The sequence below is a fragment of the Caenimonas sp. SL110 genome (assembly GCF_001044395.1).
Classification (GTDB): Bacteria; Pseudomonadota; Gammaproteobacteria; order Burkholderiales; family Burkholderiaceae_C; genus Ramlibacter.
Genome location: NZ_JANU01000029.1, coordinates 78238 through 97498, shown reverse-complemented (window position 1 = coordinate 97498; position 19261 = coordinate 78238). Strand labels below are relative to the sequence as shown.

Annotated in this window: 18 protein-coding genes; 9 read left to right on the top strand and 9 right to left on the bottom strand. The window is 65.3% G+C overall.

Annotated features, from left to right (window positions below; genetic code table 11):
• Positions 1-4: 4 nt before the first annotated feature.
• The 3 genes from AQ12_RS14135 to epsA form a co-directional block, all read right to left on the bottom strand.
• Positions 5-1174 (bottom strand): outer membrane beta-barrel protein, encoded by a 1170-nt coding sequence (locus AQ12_RS14135; protein WP_152682800.1) that lies wholly within the window; start codon positions 1172-1174, stop codon positions 5-7.
• A gap of 26 nt (positions 1175-1200) precedes the next feature.
• Entirely contained in the window at positions 1201-2631 is a 1431-nt protein-coding gene (locus AQ12_RS14130; RefSeq protein ID WP_082151600.1) for an undecaprenyl-phosphate glucose phosphotransferase, read from the bottom strand.
• 129 nt (positions 2632-2760) lie between these two features.
• Entirely contained in the window at positions 2761-3534 is a 774-nt protein-coding gene (gene epsA / locus AQ12_RS23470) for an XrtB/PEP-CTERM-associated transcriptional regulator EpsA (RefSeq protein WP_053076740.1), read from the bottom strand.
• A gap of 243 nt (positions 3535-3777) precedes the next feature.
• On the opposite strand from epsA, the gene AQ12_RS14120 reads away from it, so the two are divergent.
• The 4 genes from AQ12_RS14120 (at position 3778) to AQ12_RS23170 (ending at position 8127) form a co-directional block, all read left to right on the top strand.
• Positions 3778-4854 (top strand): glycoside hydrolase family 5 protein, encoded by a 1077-nt coding sequence (locus AQ12_RS14120; protein ID WP_161799032.1) that lies wholly within the window; start codon positions 3778-3780, stop codon positions 4852-4854.
• A gap of 42 nt (positions 4855-4896) precedes the next feature.
• Complete coding sequence (locus AQ12_RS14115; RefSeq protein WP_048440562.1) at positions 4897-6528, top strand: formyltransferase family protein; 1632 nt, start codon at positions 4897-4899, stop codon at positions 6526-6528.
• A 53-nt stretch (positions 6529-6581) separates the two neighbouring features.
• On the top strand, positions 6582-7640 hold the full coding sequence (locus AQ12_RS14110; RefSeq protein WP_048440561.1) for a carbohydrate-binding domain-containing protein: 1059 nt from the start codon (positions 6582-6584) through the stop codon (positions 7638-7640).
• 163 nt (positions 7641-7803) lie between these two features.
• Entirely contained in the window at positions 7804-8127 is a 324-nt protein-coding gene (locus tag AQ12_RS23170) for a hypothetical protein (protein WP_048440604.1), read from the top strand.
• 72 nt (positions 8128-8199) lie between these two features.
• Here AQ12_RS23170 and AQ12_RS14100 read toward each other — a convergent pair whose 3' ends face one another.
• From AQ12_RS14100 to AQ12_RS14075, 6 genes are all read right to left on the bottom strand, one after another.
• Positions 8200-10551, bottom strand: a complete 2352-nt coding sequence (locus tag AQ12_RS14100; RefSeq protein WP_048440560.1) for a xanthine dehydrogenase family protein molybdopterin-binding subunit — start codon at positions 10549-10551, stop codon at positions 8200-8202.
• Complete coding sequence (locus AQ12_RS14095; RefSeq protein ID WP_048440559.1) at positions 10548-11033, bottom strand: (2Fe-2S)-binding protein; 486 nt, start codon at positions 11031-11033, stop codon at positions 10548-10550. Before AQ12_RS14095 ends, AQ12_RS14100 begins: the two co-directional genes overlap by 4 nt.
• A 53-nt stretch (positions 11034-11086) precedes the next feature.
• Positions 11087-11662, bottom strand: a complete 576-nt coding sequence (locus tag AQ12_RS14090) for a CoxG family protein (RefSeq protein WP_048440558.1) — start codon at positions 11660-11662, stop codon at positions 11087-11089.
• 3 nt (positions 11663-11665) lie between these two features.
• A complete protein-coding gene (locus AQ12_RS14085; protein WP_048440557.1) occupies positions 11666-12454 on the bottom strand; it encodes a xanthine dehydrogenase family protein subunit M in 789 nt (262 codons plus the stop codon).
• A gap of 111 nt (positions 12455-12565) precedes the next feature.
• Complete coding sequence (locus AQ12_RS14080) at positions 12566-13519, bottom strand: tripartite tricarboxylate transporter substrate binding protein (protein ID WP_082151595.1); 954 nt, start codon at positions 13517-13519, stop codon at positions 12566-12568.
• Positions 13520-13561: 42 nt separating this feature from the next.
• Entirely contained in the window at positions 13562-13942 is a 381-nt protein-coding gene (locus tag AQ12_RS14075) for a hypothetical protein (protein WP_048440556.1), read from the bottom strand.
• A 123-nt stretch (positions 13943-14065) separates the two neighbouring features.
• Between AQ12_RS14075 and AQ12_RS14070 the strand changes: the two genes are divergently transcribed.
• Genes AQ12_RS14070 through AQ12_RS14050 form a run of 5 tightly spaced genes read left to right on the top strand, consistent with a single transcriptional unit; the run spans position 14066 to position 19256 of the window.
• A complete protein-coding gene (locus AQ12_RS14070) occupies positions 14066-14743 on the top strand; it encodes a GntR family transcriptional regulator (RefSeq protein ID WP_048440555.1) in 678 nt (225 codons plus the stop codon).
• A 45-nt stretch (positions 14744-14788) separates the two neighbouring features.
• Positions 14789-16414, top strand: a complete 1626-nt coding sequence (locus AQ12_RS14065; protein ID WP_048440554.1) for an ABC transporter substrate-binding protein — start codon at positions 14789-14791, stop codon at positions 16412-16414.
• Positions 16415-16428: 14 nt separating this feature from the next.
• A complete protein-coding gene (locus AQ12_RS14060) occupies positions 16429-17421 on the top strand; it encodes an ABC transporter permease (protein ID WP_053076739.1) in 993 nt (330 codons plus the stop codon).
• The gene (locus AQ12_RS14055) at positions 17411-18307 is read left to right on the top strand and encodes an ABC transporter permease (RefSeq protein WP_048440553.1); all 897 of its coding nucleotides are present in this window, start codon (positions 17411-17413) and stop codon (positions 18305-18307) included. Before AQ12_RS14060 ends, AQ12_RS14055 begins: the two co-directional genes overlap by 11 nt.
• Position 18308: 1 nt before the next feature.
• Positions 18309-19256, top strand: coding sequence for an ABC transporter ATP-binding protein (locus AQ12_RS14050; RefSeq protein WP_048440552.1), 948 nt, complete (start codon positions 18309-18311; stop codon positions 19254-19256).
• Positions 19257-19261 lie beyond the last annotated feature (5 nt).

Here is a 19261-nt window from a genome sequence, read left to right as displayed (position 1 = left end):
ATTTTCAGAAACTGGCCTTGAGCCCTACCGAATAAACGGTGGCCCGATAGCCCGCTGTGACGATGCTGGAGTTCAGCCGCTCGCGCCGCACACCGCCAGTGACCGTGAGGTTGCGAACCGGTTCCCAGTCAACACCAGCGCCGAACACCTGGATGGTTTCCGAGCGGCCCTGATCGGGTGAGCCCGCCGGGGTGTCGCGCCACTCGCGTCGCGTGTGCTCCAGCCGCAGATTGAATGCGGTCTTGGCGGTGGCTTTCCACACCGGTGTGATCTGGATGCGGTTGCTCACCAGATGACCGCCTGGCGACTGGCCGACGCCGCTGATGTCGCGCGACGCGGCGGCCACGAGCCGTGTCTTGCCGGTGACGTCCCACGCCACGGTCACCCCGCCGACAAGCCCGCTGAAGTCACGCAGCGGCGCGCCCGCATTGGTCCTGTCGATGTGGGCCAGCCGCGCCTGCACAGCCGTCTTGCCGGTCGCACTGGGCCAGTGCAACAGGAATTCAAGCTCCTGGTCGCGAAAGTCGGTGGGCCCGGGCGTCGTCAAAGCCGTGTAGTGCCCGTCGCCGTTCTTGTAGCGCAGCTGCATGGTGGTGCCCGAGGCGAACTCGTATCCACCGCCGATGTGAACCGTGCGGACGGAAGGGCTCGCGTCGTAGCTGTTGGGATCGGTGCTGCTGGCGCGCGTGTGCGCGACACCGGCCAGCGCGCGCCATGCGCCATCGATGTCGTACACCGCATCGAGCACCTCGCTGCGTTCGGTTCGCCGCCCGATGCGGTTGCCTCCGGTGAGCGAATCGGTGGTCACCTCGCGAAACTGCCGCCGGTCGGCGCTCGCCACGCCGTGAAGCGCAGAGCCGAGCCGCCAGTCCCAGGCTGCTGCGTAATTGATGGTGTCGTAGTTGAGGTTGGACAGATCGCCGTAGCGATAGGCGGTCGCCTCGACGTCGCCGTGAAACCGCTGCAGCCCCACGCGCTTGTCGAACTTCAGCCCCAGCCCCGCCGACGTGACCGTGTCAGACGCCTGGCCGCTGGCCGTTCGCAAGACATTGGAGTCGTGCTCGACGCCGCCAAATGCGCGCCATTGCAACGGCTGCGGCACCTCCTGTCCCAGCACTGCTGCGGGTAATGAGAGGGCGGCGACGGCGATGAGTGGAATCTTGGAAATGTTCAAGTTGGCCTCGCGCTTTGACAAGCGTTTCAATATGCGGACGAGTCCTTGAACACCAGCCGGATGGTGCGAAGAATGATGCGCATGTCCAGCCGAAGCGACCAGCTGCGCAAGTAGTCCAGGTCCATGCGGATGCGCCCTTCCATCTTGTCGAGCGAATCGGTTTCACCGCGAAAGCCATTGACCTGTGCCCATCCGGTGATGCCGGGGCGAACCTTGTGGCGAACCATGTAGCTCTTGATGAGTCCGCGATACATCTCGTTGTGGGACACGGCATGGGGCCGTGGTCCGACGATGCTCATGCGGCCCTGAAGAACATTGATGAACTGGGGCAGCTCGTCGAGCGAGGTGCGGCGCAGGAAGGCACCCAGGCGTGTGATGCGTGCATCGCCCTTGGTGGCCTGCTGCACCTTGTCGCCGTCTTCGGCCACGGTCATCGAGCGGAATTTATAGACAATGATTTGCTCGCCATCCAGCCCGTAGCGGCGTTGCCTGAAAATCGCCGGGCCCCTGGAAGTGAGTTTCACCGCGATGGCAATCCCCAGGAGGATCGGCGAAATCAGCACCAGGATGATGGACGCCAAAACGATGTCGCTCATCCACTTGAGCACGCCAGCAGGACCGCGAAACGGTGTCTCGCAAACCGAGATGACCGGCATGCCGCAGACCATGTCGGGCCGACCCTGTATCAGGTCGGTGACGAACATGTCGGGCACGAAATAAACCGACGCTGTCGTGTCCTTCAGCGCATCGAGCAATTCCTTGATGCGCTTTTGCGATGCCATGGGCAGCGACAGATAAATCAGCTGAACCCGGTTGGCCTTGACGTAGGCAGCGAGTTCGGGAATCCGGCCCAGCATGCGGTGACGCTCGTGGCCCACCTGCCGCTCGGGTTCACGGTCATCGAAAAAGCCCAGCAGCTTCACCCCGGTGTAAGGCGTGTCGGAGAGCCTGTCGGCCAGCATGGAACCCTGTTCGTTGAGACCCACGACGACGGCACGCTGCGCCGGCCCTTGCAGTCGCACCAGGTGCGGTGCCACCGACCGCAAGGCCCAGTGCGTCACCAGTTGCGATGCAGGCGCGAGCCACAGCCAGTGCACGATCACTTCGGTCGAGAACAGATGAATCTGGTCGGTCGCAAAACCCATTGCCAGCAGCAAGCCGGCGGTCCATGCCCAGGCCATCAGGATGCTGCCCAGTACCTTCCGGGGCGCAGACCGCAATAGCCGGCGTCCCGGAAAGGCCAGCGCGAAGGCAACCACCGAGGCAACCAGCCATGACGAGCCGATGGTGCCTTCGAACATCAGCACCAGCACCCACAGTGACAGCACGATGCACACAGGCTCGAGGATCGCCTCGACTGCCGCGAGCAGGCGGCTCTGGGCCAGTGCGGCTGCACTGGCGACAGATGTGTGCGCGGGCACATGCGGTATCTGGAGCGCGGAACGGGGTTCAGTCATGGATGTGCCGCACGAGGTTGATTAGCAAACGCAACGGGAGGTGAGAAATAAAAGATCAATGTAAGTACCGATCAGCCGGGTTTTTGTGGGACACGGCTTGCACAGGCTGTAAGCACAGGCCGCTGGTTGTCAGGCGTGCGCGACAAGAAGCGAGAGCGTGGAAACCGCTTGTGCGCGATTGGAGACGTCCAGCTTGCAGAAGATGTTCTTCAGGTGATTTTTCACCGTGAATTCGCTGATGGACAGGATGGAGCCAATCTCCGGATTGGTCTTGCCCATCGCGACCCACCCCATGATCTGACGCTCGCGTCCGCTCAAGGCAGCAAGCCGCGCCGCATCGGCCTGCGCCGTGTCGCCCTGGCCGATGCGAGACGGCGCTGATGGCATGCGGCGCATGGCCGAGTCCATGAAAGGCAGCAGCAGTTTCAGCGCGGTGCCGGCGCCACGGCGCGTGAACGGCTCGCGCGAAACGGCGGCGAAGATGCGCTCGCTTCCATGGCGCGATCCCGCGATGCCATGCACGAGGGCACGGCTCATGCATGGGATCTTGTCGAGCGCAAATGCATTGCGCCTGGCGTCGGCCACCAGGTTGGCGCACGCGCCGACATCGAGTTCACAGGGCTGCTGCTGCGCGGCGATCCAGCAGTCGCGAAAGTAGCTAATCAATGGCGCGAGCGCGTGCAGGGTCCAGTCATGCGAGCGCATGCCCGGCTGGCTGGAGATGATGTCGAAGTGAAGCGCCGATGTGCGAAAGTCACCCCAGCCCACCAGCATCACGTCATGCTGCAACCACTGCTGCACATCACCTTGCAACCAGCGCCACAAGTCCTGATGCGTGCTGATGCCCGCGCCCTGGCTGGCGATCTTCAGAAAATGCGCCGGGTCGTTTTCGGGTGCGCTCATCAGGACTGACATGAAAGTTCCCAGGTGGAATTTGACATTGCCTTGCGGCGGTGTCCGACAATGTAAGAACGCCATGAAGCACGGCCGTGTCGGAGACTTCGGGCACCCCCTGTAGGACGCTCGCGCGCTCCCTTTGATGAGCTTCACCGGCGGTTCACACGCCCGCTACAACAGGTGTAGGACGGCACCGTGACACGCGTGGCAGCGCCCCAGCAGCGCGGTCCAAACCGCAGAATGGGCGCAATGAAAAACATGCGCTTGCTGTTGACGCTGTTGCATACCCTGCTCGCATTCGTTATCACCCCTTCCATTGCACAGACGCCGCCTGGTGCGGGCAAGGCTGCGCCATCGTGCGCCGCCGTTTCTGCGCAGACCTGCGCGACGGCCCGGGCGCTGGGCCGCGGCATCAACCTGGGCAACATGCTCGACGCCCCGCGCGAAGGCGACTGGGGCGTGCGCTTCGAGCCGGACTATGTGGAAAAAATTGCAGGCCGGTTTGATGCCGTGCGGCTTCCGGTTCGCTGGAGCAACCACGCCGCTGCCACTGCAGATGCAAAGCTCGACGAGGCATTCGCCGCCCGCGTGGACAAGGTCATCGACGCACTGCTTGCCCGTGGCCTCTACGTCATCCTCAACATGCACCATTACAGCCAGATCCATGGCGACCCGCTGCATCCCAACGAGTCCGCCGTCGATGCGGCCGTGCTCGATGCCCGCCTGGTCAGCATGTGGCGGCAGCTGGCGGTGCGTTACAAGGATCGATCGCCGCGGCTCGTGTTCGAACTGCTCAACGAACCGCATGGACGGCTCGGCGGGGACACCTGGAACGATCTTGCCGCCCGTACGCTCGCAGCCGTGCGGCCGAGCAACCCGACTCGCGTGGTGCTGATCGGCCCGGGCGAATGGAACAACGTCAGCGAGTTGCCCCGGCTGAAACTGCCGCAGGACCGCCACCTCATCGTCACCATCCACAACTACGACCCCTTTGCTTTCACGCACCAGGGCGTCGATCACCTGGCCAAGCCGTTCCCCGTGGGCACCACCTGTTGCGATGCGGGCCAGCGCAAGTCGCTGGTCGATGCGCTGGACTCGGCGCAACGCTGGAGCAAGGCCAGCGGATACCCGCTGCACCTGGGCGAGTTCGGCGCCTACGAAAAAGCCGACATGAAATCGCGCGAGACCTACACCCGCATGGTGCGCGACGAGGCCGAGCGACGCGCCATCAGCTGGGCCTACTGGGAATTCGCATCCTCGTTCGGCGTCTATTCCCCCGCCAGCGGCACCTGGGTTGAACCGATCCGCCGCGCGTTGCTCGACTGAACAACCATGAAGGCAACGCAGTACATGCCTGGAGGAACAGCGATGAGCAGCAGCGCTGTCTTCACAGGCGACGGCAGCCTGCTGCTGCGTTGCGCGCAGGCATGGCTTGCTGCGGGTCACCGCATTGAACGCATCGCAACCCGCAGCGACCCGGTGCTCCGGTGGGCGCGGGAAAACGGGGTCAGCGTGGTCAACGCCGACGCAGATGCGCCGCTGGCGCTGGCGGGCACTGCGTTCGACTATCTCTTCAGCGTGTCCAACCTGCAGGTGCTCAGGCCCGATCTCATCGCCAGGGCGCGCGTGATGGCAATCAACTTTCACGATGGCCCGCTGCCGCGCTACGCCGGCCTGCATGTGACGAGCTGGGCGCTGATGGCCCGCGAGTACACCCATGGCATCACCTGGCACGAGATGACGGCCAGGGTCCATGCCGGCCGCATCGTGCGGCAGGTGACCTTTGACATCGCCGTCAACGAAACCGCGCTGGGCCTCATGACGCGTTGCCATGAAGCAGGGCTGGCCGCGTTCGAGGACATGGCCCAGGACATTGCTCGCGGCCCGCTGGCGCTTGCCGCGCAATCGAACGAGCGGAGGTACTTCTCACGCGACCTGCGGCCGGGCGCGCTGGGCACACTCGACTGGCATCAGGCGGCCACTGAACTGGCCGCACTGGTGCGCGGGCTCGACTACGGCCACTGCCCCAATCCACTGGCATTGCCCAAGGTCTGGACCGGAACCGGCATTGTGCTGATACGAACCGCCAGCCCCCTGCTGCGGCCTTCTTACGCAGAGCCCGGAACCGTGCTGCGAGTCGACGGCGACACGCTGCATGTCGCCACAGCTCTGGGCGACCTGAGCCTGGGCGGCTGCACCGACGCCGATGGCAACGCCGGGGTGCGCGGCATCGCGGCAGGCCAGGTGTTGCCCACGCTGCCACCGGCTGTGCGGCAGCGGTTTGCCGATCGCATCACATCCATCGCCAGGGGCGAGATCAGGTGGCGGCGCGCATGGAGCGAGCTCGCCCCGGTGGAGCTGCCGTATCCACGCGAGTTGCCATGCGAAGTGCAAGCCGCGCCTTCAGAGCTGCGAGCCGCCCTGGGCACTGCGCCCGAGGCCAGCGTGACCGCAGCAGCGTTCATGGCCTGGCTTGCGGAACTCACCGGCCAGCCGCGTGTGTCGCTCGCCTACAGCGATGCAGAACTGGTTGCGCAGGCCGGCGGCCTGGAAAGCTGGCTGTCGGTGATGGTGCCACTCAGCGCAGACATAGCGCGCGGCGCATCGCAGGCCGCTCTGGTGAACGCAGTGAGCAGCGAGATCGCCGCATGCCGCGTTGCAGGGCCGTGCCCGCGCGATCTGCGCCTTCGGCTGGGCGAGCGCCAGGTGCCCCCATTGCGAATCGGCCTGGCACTGGCGCCCGTCGACGATGCGAGTGGCTTCGATCTGCTGCTGGCATGCGATGCGAACGGCCAGCTCGAAGTGCGATCGAACGACAGTGTGTTCAGTGCTGAAACCCTGAACGCGCTCGCATCGCACCTCGCGCTCTGGCTCGGCGCATTCGATGCCGGTGATCGCATGGCCGTGAGCCTGAACGGTGCGGACCTGCGCTACGCCGGTCTGTCCGCGTACCGGGCAGGGGCGAATAGTCCGGATGCGCTATGGACCCGTCCCACCTGAAATCCTAAAGTGAGATCACGAAATTTCTCGACTCGAATACCCGAAAGGCAATCATGGCAGACACAGTTATCTACGGCACAGCCGGCAACGACACCATCGCAGCAACCGCTTCTGGCACCAGCAACGGCAGCCTGGTGCTCACCGTCGCAGGCACGATCGGGGAGAACCAGCTTCCCATGTTCAACGTACTGATCAACGGCGTCATCGTCCGTTCGTCGATCGTCGCCACGGCAGACTATTTCGGCAACGAAACGCAGCAGGTCTATGTTGCGCTGCCCGCCGGCCCGATCAACAGCGTGCAGGTTGACTACACGAACGATCCGCAAGACGACGATTACCGGCTGGACCGCAATCTGATCATCCACAAGGCGACGCTCAACGGCACCGACCTGCCCGTCACATCGGCGATCTATACCCGCGACGGTTACACCGGCCCGCACAACGCGGAAAACGGCGCGACCATCGACGGCCAGTCCGACATGAACTGGGGCGGTGAGCTGACCTGGACCGGCTCGCTGGTCACCACTGCAGTCGCCGGTCCTGGCGGCGCCACGCTGATCGACACCGGCCTGGGCATGGATACCGTCACGTTCTCCGGCGCGCGCGCCAGCTACAACGTCGGCCACACTGCCACCGGCTTTTCAGCGACGCCGACCTCGGGCGGCACGACCACCTACTTCGGCAGCGTCGAGCGCCTGGACTTCAGCGACAAGATGCTGGCCATCGACATGGACGGCAATGCCGGTGTGGCCGCCAAGTTGCTGATCACGCTGCTGGGCCAGGAGTTCCTGGAAGACGAGAGCCTCGCGGGCCTGTTCATCGGCTACCTCGACCAGGGCCTGTCTGCAGAGGCCCTTGCCGGCGGCATCCTGGACAACGCGCAGTGGCAATCGTTCGCAGGTGGCTCCTCCAATGCGGCTTACGTGACCGAGATGTACACCAACCTCGCCGGCGGCCCTCCGTCCAATGCCGACTTCAACTACCTGGTCGGCTTGCTCGACAGCGGCGCTATCACCAAGGCCGGCATGACGCTGATCGCCATGGAACACGAAGCCGTGGACATTCGCATGACCGGCGTGATGTCGACCGGCCTGGAGTACCTGGAAGCCTGAAGCCGACCAGCCAGGCGGCTGCGGTCGCCTGCAAATGGCCAGGAGCGTGGGTTCGCCGAAATATTGCGTAGCCGGCGTCAACCCAGGCTCCTGCACAGTCGTTATGAAGCGGCCACCGGCCTTTTGGCAGGACAAGGCAAATCACCTCACCAAAGGAAACTTCATGACCAAACTTCTCGCCGTCCTGATCGCAGGCTTGTTCTCTGCCGGTGCGTTTGCCCAGGCCCCTGGCGCTGGCGTCCCCAAGGACACCCCTGGCGCTACGCCAACCACCAAGCCGCAAGCCAAGGCTGAAGCCAAGGTCGAAGCCCGCAAGGAAGCCAAGCCTGACACGGCCCCCAAGGCAACGCCAGCTCCTGGCGGCGCCGCTGCCGCAGCTGCCGGCTCCACCGTGGCCCCCGAAACCAAGTCGCAAAAGGCTGCCGAGACCAAGAAAGCCAAGCGCAAGGTCAAGAAGGCTCCTGAGCAAGGCAAGACCCCTACCTGAGCAACCAGGCAGTTTTCTGCCTCCAGTTCTCCACACAACTGGCCCGCATGACGGGCCAGTTTTTTTTGGGGTTCAGGCCGGGCCGACCGGCGCCGGTTCGAACTGGCCCGCAAGGGCGCGCCAGACGTGCTCGGCCGTGAGTGGCATCTGCACCCGCTCGGCATCGCGCCCCAGGCCGGTCGCCGCCAGGGCGTCGATCACTGCATTGACCACGGCAGGCGTCGCGCCAATCGTGCCCAGCTCCCCCACCCCCTTGACGCCCAGCGTGTTCGTCTTGCAGGGCACCGAGGTGTCGAACTGCGTCTTGAAATCGCGAAACACATCGGCGCGGGGCATGGCGTAGTCCATGAAGCTGGCCGTGAGCAGCTGGCCCGACTCGCTGTCGTACACCACCTTTTCGCACAGCGCCTGGCCGATGCCCTGCATCGCGCCGCCATCGATCTGGCCGCGCACGATGCCCGGGCTCACCACGCGCCCGATGTCATTGACCGACGCGTAGGCGACCAGTTCAACGACGCCGGTCTGCGGATCGACTTCGACTTCGCAGATGTGGCAGCCGTTGGGCCAGCTCGGCGCAGCGGCCGTCGCAGTGCCTTGCGCCTTGATGCTGCCCTCGCCCTGCTTGCCGGCAAGCTCGAACAGGCCGATGCCCACGTCGGTGCCCTTGACGCTGAAGCGGCCCGCTGTGTACTCAATGTCGGCGGCGGATGCTTCGAGTGCCTGCGCAGCCAGTGCCCTGGCCGCATCGACTGTGTTTTCGGACGCCACCTGCACTGCCGAGCCGCCGGTAAAGAGTGAGCGCGAGCCCGCGCTGCCAAAACCATTGGCGCGATCGGTGTCGCCCTGCAGCACGCGAATGCTCTCTATCGGCACGCCGAACACATCGACGGCCAGTTGCGCGTAGCTGGTGGCGATGCCCTGGCCCATGGCCTGCGTCGCGGACGTGAGTTCGATGATGCCTTCGGGCAGGACGTTGACCTTCACTTCTTCAACCAGCGCGTTGCCGCCGGTCCACTCCAGGAAGGTCGCAATGCCACGGCCGCGCAGCTTGCCGTTGGCGGTCGACGCAGCACGGCGCGATTCAAAGCCGTTCCAGTCGGCCAGCACCAGCGCCTGGTCCATGATCTTTTCAAACTCGCCCACGTCGTACACCTGCGCCATCGGGTTGGTGTAGGGCATCTGGTCGGGCCGGATCATGTTGCGGCGGCGCAGCTCGGCCGGGTCCATCTTCATCTCGCGCGCGGCCGCGTCCATCAGCCGCTCGGTGATGTAGATCGCCTCGGGGCGTCCAGCGCCGCGATACGCGCCGACGGGCATCGTGTTGGTCATGACGGCCGTCAGGTGCAGGTCGATGGTCTGTATGTCGTAGATGCTGGTCGTGACCCAGGGGCCGATCAGCAGCGCGATGACCACGCCGGTGGTCGATGCATACGCGCCGACGTTGGCGACCGCACGCACGCGCAGCGCGAGCACCTTGCCGTTCGCATCGAGCGCCAGTTCGGCGTGCGAGCTGGCATCGCGTCCGTGGGTGGAGGCCTGGAATTCCTCGATGCGTTGCGAGCACCACTTCACGGGGCGCTGCAAGAGGCGCGCAGCATAGGCGACTGCAACATCTTCAGGGTAGGCGCCGGTCTTCATGCCGAAGCCGCCACCAACATCGCTCACCAGCACACGAACCTGGTCGGGCTTCATGCCCAGCGCATTGGCGACGCCATCGCGCACCGCCGTGGGCATCTGGCTGGAGACGCGGATCACGATGCGGTCGCTGCCTGCTTCGGGTTCTGCAATCGCCACGCGCGGCTCGATCGGGCTGGGCGCAAGGCGCTGGTTCTCGATGTCCACCGACACACGCACGGCCGCTTTGGCGAAGGCGGCATCGACCGCGCCCGCATTGCCGTGGCGCATGTGCGATGCGATGTTGTCGGGCGCCTGCTCGCACAGCACGGGCGCGCCGGGCTTCATCGCAGTCATGGCATCGACGACGCTTTGCAGCTCTTCGTAGTCGACCATCACGGCTTCGGCAGCGTTGATCGCTGCTTCGCGCGTGTCGGCCACCACGGCGGCAACGGCTTCGCCGACATACCGCACCATCTCGTGCGCCAGCACCCGGCGCATGGCTGTCGCGCCCGGCTTGCCGTCGGGCCTGGGGAACGGCAGCGGCTGCGACAGGCCCTTGACCCCCGCCTGCACCAGGTCCGCACCACTGAATGCCGCGACCACGCCGGGCATGGACGCAGCTGCGCTGGTATCGACCGAGTTGATGCGCGCATGCGCATAGGGCGAACGCACGAAGGCCATGTGCGCCTGGTTGGGTAGCGTGATGTCGTCGGTGTAGCGGCCCTTGCCGGTGACCAGTGCCGGATCTTCGATGCGGCGAACCGTCTTGCCGCTGCCAAACCGGGTTGCTTCGATGGGGGCGCTCATGCCTTGGCTCCCGCCATTGCGCCAGCAGCCTGCTTCACCGCGGCGACGATGTTGGTGTAGCCGGTGCAACGGCAGATATTGCCGTCGAGCGCGCGCACGATCTCGTCTTCGGTCGGCGACGGATTGGCGGCGAGCAGTCCGGCAGCGGCCATCATCATGCCGGGTGTGCAGAACCCGCACTGCAGGCCGTGGCAGGCGATGAATGCCTCTTGCAACGGGTGCAGTGCATCGGTCCCCTGCTGGTTTGCCAGGCCCTCGACGGTCGTCACCGACTTGTCCTGCACCTGCAGCGCGAGCACGCTGCAGCTCTTGACGGCACTGCCGTCGATGAGCACGGTGCAGGCGCCGCACTGCGCCGTATCGCAACCCATGTGCGTGCCGGTGAGCGCGAGGTCGCCCCGCAGCAGGTCGATCAGCAATGTCGTGGGCGCCACATCGGTTTCGATGGAGCGGCCGTTGACTGAAATCTTCATCACGGTCATGAAATGTGTTCCTGGAATTCTTGGCGTTCGTGGAGTTCTTGGCTGGCGCAGCTTCAGCGCGCCATGAAATAGATGAGGGCCACGATGATCACGGCGCCTGCGATCAGCCAGCTGGTCTTGATGCCGGCGGGGGCTGGCGCCGGTGGCACGATGGCAGCGGTCTGGTCGTCGGCCCCGCCTTCGACAGCCGCAGGCCGCAGGTGTTCTTCGAATGCGGTGAAGAACTGCTCGGTGAGTTTTTGCGCCGTTGCATCCACCAGCCGCGAGCCGATCTGCGCCATCTTGCCGCCGACCTGCGCCTTGGCCGCGAATTTCAATCGCGTGCCATCGCCTTCGGGTGCGAGCGACACGTCGGCCGATCCCTTGCCGAACCCGGCCGCGCCGCCCTGCCCGTCGAAGTTGATCGTGTAGGCGCGCGGCGGCTCGACATTGGTCATCTGCAGCTTGCCCTTGAAGCGCGCGCTGACCGGGCCGATCTTGACGGCAACCACCGATTCAAAACTGTTGTCACCGGTGCGTGTGACCGACTCGCAACCGGGTATGCACGCCTTGAGCGTTTCCGGATCGTTGAGCGCTTCCCAGGTGCGGTCGATGTTGGCGGGAATGAGGCGTTCGCCTTGGAGTTCCATAGGTCAGCTCGCTTTCGCGACAGCGCGCTGCGCCATCACGGTAATCATGGCCGCGCGGTAGGCGGCCGTTGCATGCATGTCGCTGTTCAGGCCGTCGGCCGCAACGACAACGCCCTTGATGGCATCGGCTGTGAAGCTTTTTGCCAGCGCATCTTCCATGGGCTTGACGCGAAACACGCTCGCGCCTGCGCCTGTCACGGCAACCTTCACGCCCTGCGCGCCTTCGCTCACAAACACGCCGACCATCGCAAAGCGCGAAGCCGGTTGCTTGAACTTCTCGTAGGCGGCCCGTTTCGGGACCGGAAAACGCACCGCCGTGAGCAATTCGCCCGGGCGCAGCGCAGTCTCATAGAGGCCGGTGAAAAAGTCTTCGGCGGCGATCTCGCGCTGGTCGGTGTGAACCGTCGCGCCGAGCGCCACCAGGGCGGCCGGGTAATCCGCCGCCGGGTCGGCATTGGCGACCGCACCGCCCAGCGTACCCATGTTGCGCACCGACGGATCGCCAATGTCGCCGGCCAGCTTCGCCAGCGCCGGGATCGCGCGCTGGACCTGTGCAGACGCAGCGACTGCCGCATGCGTGGTCATCGCGCCAATCGTGACCGATGCAGCATCGACCGTGATGCCGGACATGCCGGCGACGCCTCCCAGGTCGACCAGGGTTTCCGATGACGAAAGCCGCAGCCGCATGGCCTGCACCAGGCTTTGCCCACCGGCCAGGTAGCGCGCATCGCCCTGCGCCGCTTTCACCGCATCGGCCGGCGTGCGCGGCCTCTGGTAATCGAACGAATACATATCGCTTGTGCCTCTCGACGGGCATGGCGCCCGACCGCCTTTTTACCGCACTTCCTCGCTGCAGTTGATTGCCGCACCTGATTGCCGCACTTCCCCGCCCCAGCTGCCAGGCTACTGCTTTGGCACTTTCGCGCGATCGATCACCTCGGACCAGCGCGCCATCTCCGAGGCCAGCAAGGCGCGCAGCGCTTGCGGCGTGCCGCCTCGCGGTGTGACATTCAGGTCGGCGAGCTGCCTGCGCAGTTGCGCATCAGCCAGCGCCTGGTTCAGCGCGCGGTTCAAGGTGGCGATGACTGCCTGCGGCGTGCCGGCCGGCGCGGCCAGTGCGTTCCATGAGGTGACGTCGAACCCGGTGACGCCGCTTTCAGCCAGCGTCGGGACGTGCGCGAGGGCCGACGCACGCCGCGACCCCATGACGGCCAGTGGATGCACCACGCCCGCCGAAATCTGCGGCAGCATCGGCCCGAGAATCTCGACCGCCGCATCGATCTGCCCCCCGCGCAGTGCCGTCAACACCGCAGGCGAGCCATTGAACGGCACGACCTGGAAATCAACCTCGGCACGGGTCTTGAGCAGCTCGGCAGACAGGTGCTGCGTGCTCCCCACATTGATCGTTCCAACGTTGAGCTTGCCCGGGTTGGCGCGCGACCAGGCCAGCAGGTCTTTCATGGTCTTCCAGCGCGAACCCGCCTGGGTCAGGACCGCGAGGTCGAAGGTCCCAATGGTGCCCACCGGCGCAAAGTCTTTCAGCGCATCGAACGGCAACGAATTGAAGAGCCCCGCGCTCACGGCCGTCGCGTTGCTCATGAGCAGCAGGACGTGGCCGTCGGGTGCGGCTTTGGCCACGAGGTCTCCGGCCACCACACCGCCCGCGCCGGGCTTGTTCTCGATGACAACCGCCTGCTTGAACTCGTCAGCCAGTCGGGCTGCGACCGCCCGCGCGGTCAGGTCAGCGATGCCGCCTGCACCGAAGGGCACGACGATTCGAATGGGTCTGGCAGGAAAGGACTGCGCATGGCCCAGGGCAGGCCATGTCGCCGCAGCGGCGAACCCCGCCGCCCCCATCAGGGTTTGCCTGCGAGTGATTCGCACAGGGCCTTCGCGCGCTCAGCTGCCTGTGGGCTTGTCGTCGTCGAGCGCCGGTTGCGCGCGCGCTTCGATGTACTTCAGGAGACTGGCCGAGCCCTCACCCATACGGCCGGCCGTCTTGTCCGAGGACTGTTCCACCTGCGCGTTTTTGATCAGTTCCTTGACCGTCTCGAGTTCTTCTACCGCGTCCTGCACCTTGGCCTCTGTTGCCACGTTCAGGGCAACCGCATCGGCCACCACATTGGCGACCTGCGTGATGGCTTCGGGGTGGGTCAGCACCGCGTTGGCTTGCTCGAGGTTGTCTGCAGCGACGCTCAGTTCTTCCTGGACCTTGTCGGTCTTCTCGATCGCCTTGGTGAGGATCCTGGACGCACGCAAATGGGAGGAGGACTTCGTCATAGCGCGGATTGTGCTCCAAACCCACGGCGCCGACAGCGCATGGAACAACTAACACGTTCGGGCTAATGGCACGCTCGTTGCATGGAATGCATCTGTGTATCCACTGATCCAGTCCACCGCACCATGAACGCGCACCTCAGCCCCGGCCTGTATCCGATCGACCAGGCGATCACCGCCGAAGACGAGGCCTACCGGCACATCCACGCTGCGATCCGGCTGGGCCGCTACGTGGGCGGCGAGCGGCTGGTGCCAGAGGTCATTGCCACCGAGATCGGTACCAGCCGGATGCCGGTGCGCGAAGCCTTCCGCCGGCTCGCGACCGAGGGGCTGGTGACGATACGCCCGAACCGCGGCGTCACCGTCAGCGGCCTGAACATGGACGACATGCAGGAAATCTTCGAGATGCGCGCGGTGCTCGAAGGCCTGGCGGTGCGGCTAGCGCTTCCCAACATCACGCCGGCCGCACTCAAGCGGCTCGAAGCCCTGATCGACCCGCTCGACGACCGCGACGGCGTGCAGCCGGACTGGACTGCCGCGCACCGCGCATTCCACGAAACCCTGTGCGGCTTGAGTGGGCGTGCGCGCCTGATCAAACAGATCGCCTCGCTGCACTCGCTGGTGGAGCCTCACATGCGCCTGTGGGTGCTGGCCGACCGCCCCACGACGGCGCGCGTGCACCACCAGGAACTGATAGATGCACTGCGCAGCGCCGATGCGCAGCGCTGCGAAGCCGCCGTGCGCGAGCACGTGATGGTGACCGTGCCCGACGTCATGAAGTACCTGCAAGAGCGCGACTCCTGATCACCCACCAAGCCTTTCCATTTTTTTCAACCTGCTGGAGTAACCATGTCTGACATCGACCACAAGGCCGCGCTCGCGGCACGTCTTGCCGCCGGCTTTGGCCGCCGCGACTTCCTGAAGACCACCGGCGCAGGCCTCGGGCTGGTCGCCGCTTCGGCCGTCGGGATGAACTCGGCCCACGCAGCGCCCAAGAAGGGCGGAACGCTCACGCTCGCGTGGCTCGACGCCATCGACACGCTCGATCCGCACTTCACCGCTTCGGGCGGTTCGATCAAGGTCATCAACAACATCTTCAACGGCCTGCTCAAGGTTTCCTATGACGGCAAGAAAGTCAGCTTCACGCCCGACCTCGCCGCCAAATGGGACATGGTCGATGAGAAGACGCACGTCTTCAAGCTGCGCCCCGGCGTCAAGTTCCACAACGGCGATGCCTGCGACGCCGCTGCCGTGAAATGGAGCGTCGAACGCGTGGCCGACCCCGAGGTGAAGTCGCCCCACGCATGGAAGTTCGAGCAGCTCGCCGGTGTGGACATCGTGGACCCGTTGACGGTGCGCCTGCGCTTCAAGAAGCCCTTCGCATTTTTGCCGGTGGCGCTCACCGGCAGCACCGGACGCGCGGGCACCATCGTCAGCAAGCGCGCCGTCGAGCAATCTGGCAAGGGCTTCGGGCGCAACCCGGTAGGCACCGGTCCCTTCAAGTTCGCAAGCTGGAGGGAAAACGATTCCATCGAGCTGGTGCGCAACCCCGATTACTTCCAGGCCGGCCTGCCGTACCTGGACAAGGTCGTGATCCGCCTCATCAAGGAGCCCAGCGCGGGCGTGGCAGCCATGATGTCGGGCCAGGTCGATGGCATGTCGGCGTGCCCTTTCCAGTTCATTCCCGACCTGCGCAAGAACGCCAACCTGTCGGTTTACGGCCAGGTGGAGGGCAACTATTCCTTCGTCGGCATGAACAACAAGCGCGCGCCGTTCAACGACCCCATGCTGCGCCAGGCGGTGTCGTTTGCCATCGACCGCGATGTGATCGTGCAGCAAAGCTACTTTGGCGAGGCGATCCCTGCGTACACCTGCATCTCGCCGCCGATGACCAACTTCTACGACCCCAACATTGCCAAGTCGGGTCGCGGCCAGTACTTCGACATGGCCAAGGCGCGCGCGCTGCGGGCCAAGGCCAAGGTGCAAGGCGAGATCAACCCGGTCTACATCGTCACCGAAGGTTTCACCGGCTCGGGCGGCATGGGCACCCGCAATGCGCAATTGCTCGCGCCGATGCTGGCCCAGATCGGCATCAAGCCCAAGATCGAACTGGTGGACCGCGCGGTCTGGACGCAGCGGCGCAACGCCAGCGACTTCGACATGTACGACGAAGCATGGATTGCCGACCTGGACCCTGACGAAACCATCACGCCCGAGTGGTCCACCGGCAAGCCGTGGAACTTTGTCGGCTACAGCAACCCGGTGTTCGACAAGGCCGCAGCCGCAGCCGGCGAGACCACCGACCTGGCCACGCGCCGCAAGCTCTACCTCGAAGCCGAAAACACGCTGATGGCCGATGCGCCACTGGCAGTGCTTGCGCACATGAAGGTGTTCAAGATCATGGCCAAGAAGGTGCAGGGCTTCGAGTACATCCCGGCGGACCTGTTGAACCTGCACACGGTTTCACTGGCCTGAAGGACACCAGGGAAATGCTTGCTGCAACCTGGGCCCGCGGGCCTGGCCCGGCCGTCATCGGCCGGGCGCTGGGCGCCATCGCCCAGACCCTTCTGGTGCTGCTGGTCGTATCGGTCGTGAGCTTCGGTTTTCTGAAGCTCACGCCGGGCGATCCAGTGGCGGTGGTGCTGGGTTCCGATTTCTCGAAGGAGTCTTACGACAAGCTGCACAGCGAGCTCGGGCTCGACCAGCCCATTGCGGTGCAGTACGGCCGTTGGCTGGTGCGCTTCGTGCAGGGCGACTGGGGACAGTCGTACATCAGCCGGCAGGACATCTTCGAGCAGGCTGTGCAGCAGGCACTGCCCGTGACACTCGTGCTTGCCGGGCTGTCGCTGGCAATCGCACTGCTGGTGGGCATTCCGCTGGGTGTGCTGGCGGCGCTGCGCCGCAACAGCTGGATCGACCTCACCGCCAGCGCCATCGCGATTGGGGGCAACGCGTTTCCGAGCTACTTCCTGGGCGTGGTCCTGATCTGGATCTTTGGTGTCACGCTGGGCTGGTTTCCGACCATGGGTTACGTCGCCCCCTGGGACAACCTGGCCGGCGGCTTGTGGCACCTGGCCTTGCCTTCCGTCACGCTGGGCGCCTGGTATGTGGGCCTGATTGCCACCATCACCCGCTCCAGCCTGCTCGAAGTGCTGGCCCAGCCGTACATGGCTGCAGCGCGGGCGCGAGGCGAACCTGCATGGCGCGTGGTGTGGGTGCACGGCATGCGCAATGTGCTCATGCCACTGGTCACGGTGATCGGCCTGCAACTGGGCGGCATGCTGCGAGGCGCCGTCATGACCGAAGTGGTGTTCACGCTGCCCGGTCTTGGAATGATGATCACCAACGCCGTGCAGACGCGCGAATACCCGGTGGTGCAGGCCGGAATCATGATCACCGCCCTTCTCTTCGTCGCGGTGAACTTCATCGTGGACCGCACCTATGTGCTGCTTGATCCGAGGTTGCGCAAACATGGCCGCTGAAGTACTCATTGCCCCCATCGGCGCTGCCGAAGCGGCGCCCCGCCCCGGCCCGTGGATGCGTGCATGGCATCTGCTGCGCGCGCAACGCAAGGCCATGGTCGGCGGCACCATCGTGCTCATGTTTCTCGCGGCCGCCGTGTTCGCGCCAGTGCTCGCGCCCTATCCGCCCACCGAGCAGAACTTTCTCGCCTCGATGAAGCCGCCCTCGGCTGCACACTGGCTAGGGACCGATTCATTCGGGCAGGACATCCTGTCGCGGCTCTTCTACGGCGCGCGATCTGCATTGGCGGTGGGCTTCGGCTCGGTGGCGCTCGGCCTGGCGGTCGGCGTGCCGCTGGGGCTTCTTGCAGGCCTTCGCGGCGGGCGCACCGAGTGGGCGCTGATGCGTGTGGTTGACGGCCTGCTGGCGTTCCCGGAACTGATCATGGCGATGGCCTTCATGGCGGTGCTCGGCCTGGGCCTGGGCAACGTGATGCTCGCGCTCGGCCTGTCATTCGTGGGGCCGTTCGCGCGGACCGTGCGCGCCGACGTGCTGCAGGTCAAGGCGCGGCCGTTCGTCGAGGCTGCACGCCTGATGGGTGTGCCTGCGCGCGAAGTGGTGCTGCGCCATGTGCTGCCCAACATCGCATCGCCCATCCTGATCCAGGCCGGCATGCGCGTGTCCATCGCAATCCTGCTGGGCTCGGGCCTGTCGTTCCTGGGGCTGGGTGTCGTGCCGCCAACGGCCGACTGGGGCCTGATGATTTCCGAGGGCCGCGGCTTCATCACGATGGCCCCGTGGATTTCGGGCGTGCCCGGCATCGCGCTGGCGGTGTTGCTGGTGGGGCTGAACCTGCTGGCCGAGGGCCTGCGCGATGCGCTCGACCCAGGCACGCGGGGAGACTGACATGAACACTTCCACCGCACCGCTGCTGTCCGCGCGTCACCTCACGCTGCGCCGACGCGGCGTGGCCGTGCTCGACGACGTGTCGATCGAACTGCCCACCGGCAGCACACTGGCGCTGATCGGCGAATCGGGCGCCGGCAAATCGACTTTTGCATTCGCGGCGATGGGCTTGCTGCGCCCTCCCGAGGTCGTGCTCGAAGGCGAGCTCATGGTCAGCGGCACCGACATCGTGCGCGCCAGCGAACGTGAGTTGCAGGCACTGCGCGGCCCTCGCATGGGCCTGGTGTTCCAGGACGCGGCTGCGGCGCTGAACCCGTGCTTTACCGTGCTGCAGCACCTGTCGGAGCCCCTGCGCCGGCACAAGGGGCTGGACAAGGCCGCATGCCGTGCACGATCCATCGCGTTGCTCGACAGCGTCGGCATCGCCGATCCGCAGGCGCGCCTGGCGGCCTACCCGCACGAACTGTCGGGCGGCATGCAGCAGCGCGTGATGATCGCCATCGCACTGGCCTGCGAGCCCGAACTGCTGATCGCCGATGAACCCACCAGCGCGCTGGACGTGACCATACAGGCGCAGATCATGACGCTCATTCTCGAACGGGTCCGGGCACTCGGGGCGTCGGCGATCTTTGTGCTGCACGACCTGGCGCTGGCCGCGCAGGTGGCCGACCGCGTGGCCGTGATGTATGCGGGCCAGATCGTTGAAGAGGGCCCCGCCGCGCAAGTGCTGCAAGAGCCGCAGCATCCCTATACACAGGGCCTGCGGGCCAGCGCCATCGAGTTCGGAGCCGAGCGGCTGATGCCCATTCCCGGCGTGGTACCAGCCCTGTCGGCCATGCCGGGCGGCTGCCGCTTTGCCGCGCGCTGCGAACGTGCATCAGCCCAATGCGCCGAACGACCGCCTCGCGTGACGCGCGGCGACATCTCCATTGCCTGCTGGCATGCATGAAGCAC